This is a genomic window from Stenotrophomonas sp. STEN023 (genome assembly GCF_056760135.1).
The window spans coordinates 1-494 of sequence record NZ_JBRREF010000167.1 but is presented as its reverse complement, the minus strand read 5'-3'; the positions used below and the strand labels follow the sequence as shown (position 1 = coordinate 494).

Sequence of the window (494 nt, the reverse complement as noted above, 5' to 3'; positions counted from 1 at the left end):
CGAACCGCCTCGATCTTGAACTCATCCGTATAACGCTTCGTGCTCATAACCACCTCCGCCTAAGCCATAGTTTATGGCTGCGAGGTGTCTACGAAATCCTGGGCGATTCATAGGGGAATTTGTGAAGGACCGAAATGGCACTAAAGTCGAGATTGGCGATGTCGTCCGAGTAGTTGGAGTCTCCGAAGAATTTCTTGATCTTCTACCCGATGATGAGAGGTCACACATTGAGGGCATGCTCAACAATGAGTACGCGATCGATGACTTCCCGGAGGCGGGAAAAGCCAGCGTCTCCATTTGGTTTGAATTCGGCGACGGCAGTCATGGATTTGGTGGGCTCTATATGCTTCCGCACGAGTTTGAATTGGTTCGCAAAGCCAAAATGGAGTTCCCAGGATTTAGTGGACACCTGACCGAGGGTGGCGATGCGCTGCCTCGAACTCGTCAGGACTGACCCCGCCTAGATGACTGTGGCGGCGTTTTGGATTGTAAAA

General features: G+C 51.6%; 1 protein-coding gene. It reads left to right on the top strand.

The annotated features are described in order from the left end of the window. The first annotated feature begins 121 nt into the window (after nucleotides 1-121). Entirely contained in the window at nucleotides 122-454 is a 333-nt protein-coding gene (locus ACVOLV_RS22180) for a hypothetical protein (RefSeq protein ID WP_481556240.1), read from the top strand. Nucleotides 455-494: the final 40 nt, after the last annotated feature.